Raw genomic sequence first — 5,861 nt, 5'->3', positions numbered from 1 at the left:
ATGAGATAACACAATGTCTATTAATTCTGAAATAATAATCCCATATCAAATAGAAAGTAATACATATAAACAATTTGTTATACAAAATAATTAATAAAAAATGTACATTATAAAATCCCGAGAGACTGTAACACTTTATTTGGTAAGCAAATGAAGTTTCGCTACTCTCCTATTCTATAGGATGAAGATCCAGTCCGATCAGCCGAAAGGCTCTTTTATATTTTTAATATAATCGTCACGCAATAATCCCAATAAAGAAACGTGAGACATAGGCAGAAATGACTATGCGCCATACATTTTTATGTGTGGTCGGTAGAGTATGATATTACTCGAAAGTAACAGCTTGAATAATTTCTCTATATCAACAGATGAGTTAGCAACTGGTTTACAAAAAGCTGGTGCGACTCTTAGTTTAATGGGCAACTCATTAGATGAGTCAGCGGCACTCATAACAAGTGCGAATGCAACGATTCAGGATAAATTTTGTCCACTTACATAGTGATATGTAATGTTCAACCTAGCTCAAAACGGTAAAACTCTTGAAGAAGACAATCCCGTGGGTAAGACTCAATATTTTTGAGATCCTGTAACGATCACAGTCTAAAAGGTAACGATTAGGCATATGCTAGGCTCTCTTATTCGAAGAGATGAAGGTATGATCTGAACCGTAATTATAACTTAATAACGAAGTTACGGAGATAGGCAGAAATGACCTATCCTTCTTTTTTATAGAAGTAACAAATTTGGTAAATAGTGTTGCAGCCGGACTTAAGACCGTTTCGCTTCGTATTGTAGGTTTTCGGCCTAAACGTATCGGAAGGTACGGATGGACTTTATGTTCATCAGTAGATAACTATATCGGTGAACGCCTGGAAGCAGGTAATACCGAGGTAAGACCTATATTTTATATAGGAAACCGTAACGACTGCAGGATGTGTGTGGTAACACATATGTTGAAGTTATCCATCCAATATCATAAGGATGTAATATACAGTCTGAACTCATAATATAACAAAATGAAATATGAGATACAGCTAGAAATAACTGTACGCCATTTATATGGTCAGTAAGGTTTTTGTGCCTGAAAGTAACAGCTTGACAGAAGAAGCGCAAAAGGAATTAGCCGAACTTGGCGAGGAAACTGATGATTATGTAGTAGCTACCAAAGCAAAGAAACAACAGATAATTAAAGATTATACAGCCGTACCTTCAAATAATGGTAAAGGCGTTGACATCTTAGATGAAAATGGAAACTATCGTAACACATATTCTATATTAAAGGATATTTCTGAAATATATAGTGAAATACAGAAACAAGATAAAGCTATGGGTACCAATCGTGCACAAGCTCTTATCGAAGAACTTGCAGGTAAAAACAGGTCTAATATTTTAAGTAGCCTGCTTACTAATGGTTCTCTTCTTGAACAGGTAAAAGAAACTTCTGAGCACTCAGATAATTCGGCACTGGAAGAAAACCAGAAGTATCTTGAGAGTACGGAGCAAAAATAGCCCAACTTCAAACACAGCTCCAAGAGCTTGCAACAGTAACAATCAACAGTGATATGTTTAAAGGCGTAATAGATACAGCAACCGCCTTTCTTAACATCGTAACTCAGATCCTGGATAAACTTCCACTGCTCTCAACAGCAATTGGAGGATTCGCAGGATTTAAACTTTCACAAGCAGGTCTGGGTAAACAGCTTAACATAAACCATAAAGCTAGTTTCAATTCAAAATTTTATCGTAGTTAAGATGCCCATTTGATATGCTGCTGTCATAATCGCGACAGTTAGTATAGAACTTGTTCAAGATGGTGATTCGACACCTATTGACAGACCTTTAGCCTTAGAGCTATAAAGCCGAATATCGGAGGAAGCCGTAATCCACATCACTGTGGTACCTTAGTTCTGAAAATGAATGAAAGGGATATATTGAAGATGGTAGTTCCGACACGTTAGCAAACACATATGTTTAAATTTACAAAAGTGGATGATAAATTCACGAATAAAACGCAATTATAACAGGAAGAAAGAAAGAAATAGAGAGCAGAAAGTTGCGCTAACAACTCTCCACTCTCTTAAATGACAAAAGGAGATTACAAAAATATGAACTAAACTATTTATTATTTTTGGTGTCATCCTTATAGAATTCTCCAGACATGTCAAATCCTTTCAAAAATCCAAAATGGATGTGAAAGTTTTTCATGTTCTTAGATGGTATTCTGCGGATTAACGACCATAGGATTAATAATCCTACAAGAGTTAAAACGAATAGAAATACATCTTCCATATCTCACCTCCTTCCTGTACGAAAGTATCAAGAAAGAGATTTGATGTTGGGAGAATCCCATAGAAATGAATATAATATTTAGAATGCTTCATTTTAGATAATCTCATTTCTGGTACAAATTGCGTACCATTAATTCAATACTACATGACGATTGTCAGATATACTGTCGTGCAACGAATCACAATGTAGAACTGTGATCACAAGTTTATCTGACTTCGATTGTAGTATAATTGTCCATTTTTGTAAATCCAGAACATATGTGTTTTCATGTAAAAGTGTAGTTTTACAGTTAACGTGCGAGAGGCTGACAAGGCGTATTATGTGTGGCGTTACAACATATAGTACAATATACAGTCCAACCAGGGAAAGCCTGGGTAGCATGATGGATCGAATAGTATGGATAGAACCGTGAGGTTACTACTCTCCTACTACCTGAAATGCACTAACTGCACACACTCACCACGGCTTGCAAACGTGGTGCTTTTATTTATATAGATTGAAATTAATCCATTATATGATATGATAAGAGGTGAAATTTAATATGGGAAAAATACATTATTATGAAGGGGAAATTGTAGAAATTCCAAATCATCCTACAGATTGGTTTTATTATCATCATGAAGAATTATATAAAAAATATGGAGAATGTTATCTGTCTATTAGAAAATTAGATAATATTATCATTGGATCATATAAAACATATAGAGAAGCATTAAGAGAAACATTTTCTATTATGATGTAGGTGAATTTAATATATATCATTGTGATGGTGTTTTTAATAGAAAATATGTTCGCATACCAGAATATAAATGGATTTCTATAAGTGAATAAGATATGGATAAAATACGAGTTCTTACATATAGTTCAAATAAGATAATGAATCAACTTACTTCCTATGTTTATGTAGGAAAAGAGAAAGATGATTTAATTGATAAAAATCGCTTTATTTGTATTTGGGACACAGGTGCTTCTGTCTCATGTATAACAAGCAATATAGTGGAAAAATATAATCTTACTTCAACTGGAAAATCAAATTTCTATACTGGAGGTCATCGTGAGTCAAAATTAACAAATATTTATTCAATTGATTTAATGTTTAGAGACGATTTTGTTTTTAATAACTTGCGAGTATTAAAAATTGAAAAACATGATGTTTTTGATATTATTATTGGTATGGATATTATTTCAAAAGGTGATTTTGCAGTATCAAATTTAAATGGAAAAACAAGTTTTTCATTTAGAATCCCATCTTTTGGAACAGCAAATTTCTTAAATGAATATGATAATTTAGACCAGGAGAATTAACACTCTCCTGGTCTATTATTATGATTAAAAAGGAGTATTATTAAATGAAATTAATACAAAGAGGAACTGTTATATTTGAAGATAAAGATTTCTTTAATTATACTAATATGTCAACAGATCGAGATGGTAAAGCCCACTGCTATTTTACAGACCACGAGAAAGAATTATTTGAAAAATACGGAGATTGTTATCTAGTAATAAGAAAAGATGATAATAAGGTTCTTGGATCTTATAAGACATACCGTGATGCCATGTATGAGACATTAGGTATTTATAATATAAATGAATTTGATATATATCGGTCTGATGGTGATTTCGGTAAAGATTACTTTTGGTTAAAAACTTATACATTAGCATGGACCAAGCATGAAGAATCAGACCAAGAGCACTAATACTCTCTTGGTCTATTAATTAAATAAAAAAAGAAGGTGAAGATTTTTATGCATGTAAAAATTTTTGATTGCGACATATTTATTGATTCACACAAAATATCAATAAACGATTCTCGTGGTGGATCTAGTGAAAAATCTTTTAATACTCCCTTGCCTACTTTCTTTGTCAAGGAAGTCATAGAGGATTATCTGTTGCCAGAAAAAGCTTTTGAAAAATATTGGTGTCACCACCAAACATTGCCACAATTAATGGAATAATTCTTGAAATTTTTTGTGAAGCAATGTTTCTTCTTTCACATTCATCATTATACAATTCTTTAAAAATATTTAACTTATAAGAAAGGAATGATTCTTTTGAATCGAAATTTGAGTTCACTAAATACACCTCCTAATGACACAGAAGATTTAAAAATAAAAGATATAGAATTGTTTAGAGAAGTTCCAGATCCATTTCCCCATGCTATTGAACTTTTCTTTACGCCATATATAAAAACAATAGATTTTTTAAAAAAATGTATTACTTCTTGTTTTTATCTTTTTCGTCATGGAGAGTAAAAATTTCTCGTTTATTCTTTTCTAAATTAATATCAGAAATTTTAGTTGCCTTTGGCTTAGTTGGTTCTGGTTTCGGCTTACGAACCACATTTTTAAACTTATCAAATATGTTTTCTTCCATATTATATAATCTCCTTATATTCCTTGTCTCCAAGTGCACCCACAATTTGCGCATCGATTGACAGTAATCTGATTATACATTAAGCTAAACAATGCTCTTTGCAAGGTTTGACCTGTGGTAATTTGCGTTGAGCCACAGCGAGGACAGTGAACTTTATTTAAATATTCCATTGGCAATATCGGTAATAAATTTAGGATCAGTAACAGCTACTTTAGCAACTTCTACACATACTGCTGAGATCATATTTATAGAAGAAATACCTACAGATTTTAATTTAGCTTTACTCTTCCTCCATATAGAGTCAGGTCTAATTGATTCTGCTAATTTATGTCCTTCGAATGTAACATCATAAATTTTACAGTTTTCATATTTATAGTTATCATCTATAGAATACAATCCTTCTAAGAATCTTCCGTCAAATAAGTTTTTCACACAATATTGTACATCCTCTTCAGTGTATTTGCCTGAAAAGTGATCCTTTATATCTTTTAACATAATCCGCTTGAAATCTCCATTAAGCTTCATATTATCTTGTTCTTCAATATATAAGAGTACATCTCTAAAACAATCATAGTTTAATATCATATTCAATCCTCCATAGAAAGGTCGTGAAAATATGTTGTGGTCAATTTCTGAGACAGAAAATATTGCAACAAAAATTATTAAATTGTTATACGAAAATAATTGTACTGATGAAGGTGATATTGAAACCACATTTACATTAGTGCGAAATCATTTTAAGAATATGTCAATTGATGACATTATTAAATTCGAAACAACTGGTAAGATGCCGGAAATTGACGTTCATGGTAATCTTACTCAAATTATAAAACAAGTTTCTAGTCAAATAGCTGATGAGTTTTTGGAAGAACATGGTATTAAATAGGTTATTTTCCAGGTTTCCAAGAATATCCGCAATTCGCACATCTGTTGACTGTCTTATTTGAGCCAAGGAAACCAGAGAATAATGAGTATCCACGTTGACCTGTGGTGATTTGTGTGGAACCGCATTTAGGGCAACGAACTTGATTTGTATTTTTTTTGATGTTTTATTAATGTATCTTTTACAAGTTTACTCAATCTATCATAGTAAGTTAATAAGATATCATAATTATATGTATTGTTTTGAATAAAGTAATCTGTAATTTCCATAAACAGATTTTGAAAATCTTCATTAATATAATCATATTTATATTCAT

Annotated in this window: 10 protein-coding genes; 5 read left to right on the top strand and 5 right to left on the bottom strand. The window is 32.0% G+C overall.

The genetic code is table 11. The features are described 5' to 3' along the window. The first annotated feature begins 1,095 nt into the window (after window positions 1-1,095). Window positions 1,096-1,509 carry a hypothetical protein gene (locus tag DW904_RS22280; protein ID WP_147422369.1) on the top strand — a complete coding sequence of 138 codons (414 nt, stop codon included), beginning with the start codon at window positions 1,096-1,098 and terminating at the stop codon, window positions 1,507-1,509. Between the two features lie 606 nt (window positions 1,510-2,115). On the opposite strand, the gene DW904_RS23225 is transcribed toward DW904_RS22280, so the two are convergent. Beyond that, on the bottom strand, window positions 2,116-2,289 hold the full coding sequence (locus DW904_RS23225) for a hypothetical protein (protein ID WP_202187814.1): 174 nt from the start codon (window positions 2,287-2,289) through the stop codon (window positions 2,116-2,118). A 541-nt stretch (window positions 2,290-2,830) separates the two neighbouring features. Between DW904_RS23225 and DW904_RS22270 the strand changes: the two genes are divergently transcribed. The 3 genes from DW904_RS22270 (at window position 2,831) to DW904_RS22260 (ending at window position 3,986) form a co-directional block, all read left to right on the top strand. After that, on the top strand, window positions 2,831-3,031 hold the full coding sequence (locus DW904_RS22270; protein ID WP_118584297.1) for a hypothetical protein: 201 nt from the start codon (window positions 2,831-2,833) through the stop codon (window positions 3,029-3,031). 92 nt (window positions 3,032-3,123) lie between these two features. Next, window positions 3,124-3,594 (top strand): retropepsin-like aspartic protease, encoded by a 471-nt coding sequence (locus DW904_RS22265; protein WP_118584296.1) that lies wholly within the window; start codon window positions 3,124-3,126, stop codon window positions 3,592-3,594. A gap of 44 nt (window positions 3,595-3,638) precedes the next feature. Then, on the top strand, window positions 3,639-3,986 hold the full coding sequence (locus DW904_RS22260; RefSeq protein ID WP_118584295.1) for a hypothetical protein: 348 nt from the start codon (window positions 3,639-3,641) through the stop codon (window positions 3,984-3,986). 175 nt (window positions 3,987-4,161) lie between these two features. Here DW904_RS22260 and DW904_RS22255 read toward each other — a convergent pair whose 3' ends face one another. From DW904_RS22255 to DW904_RS22250, 3 genes are all read right to left on the bottom strand, one after another. Next, window positions 4,162-4,362, bottom strand: a complete 201-nt coding sequence (locus DW904_RS22255) for a hypothetical protein (RefSeq protein ID WP_118584294.1) — start codon at window positions 4,360-4,362, stop codon at window positions 4,162-4,164. 141 nt (window positions 4,363-4,503) lie between these two features. Beyond that, window positions 4,504-4,662 carry a hypothetical protein gene (locus DW904_RS23220; protein WP_202187813.1) on the bottom strand — a complete coding sequence of 53 codons (159 nt, stop codon included), beginning with the start codon at window positions 4,660-4,662 and terminating at the stop codon, window positions 4,504-4,506. A gap of 153 nt (window positions 4,663-4,815) precedes the next feature. After that, on the bottom strand, window positions 4,816-5,247 hold the full coding sequence (locus DW904_RS22250; RefSeq protein ID WP_118584293.1) for a DUF2513 domain-containing protein: 432 nt from the start codon (window positions 5,245-5,247) through the stop codon (window positions 4,816-4,818). 31 nt (window positions 5,248-5,278) lie between these two features. Here DW904_RS22250 and DW904_RS22245 point away from each other — a divergent pair, with 31 nt between their 5' ends. Then, the gene (locus tag DW904_RS22245; protein ID WP_118584292.1) at window positions 5,279-5,548 is read left to right on the top strand and encodes a hypothetical protein; all 270 of its coding nucleotides are present in this window, start codon (window positions 5,279-5,281) and stop codon (window positions 5,546-5,548) included. Window positions 5,549-5,673: 125 nt separating this feature from the next. Here DW904_RS22245 and DW904_RS23305 read toward each other — a convergent pair. Then, the coding region (locus DW904_RS23305; RefSeq protein ID WP_207664941.1) for a hypothetical protein at window positions 5,674-5,861 on the bottom strand (188 nt) is incomplete at its 5' end.

The sequence above is a fragment of the Ruminococcus sp. AM42-11 genome, assembly GCF_003480145.1.
GTDB lineage: Bacteria > Bacillota > Clostridia > Lachnospirales > Lachnospiraceae > Blautia_A > Blautia_A faecis.
The sequence above is the reverse complement of the archived record's forward strand: the minus strand, read 5'-3'. Positions and strand labels throughout refer to the sequence as shown.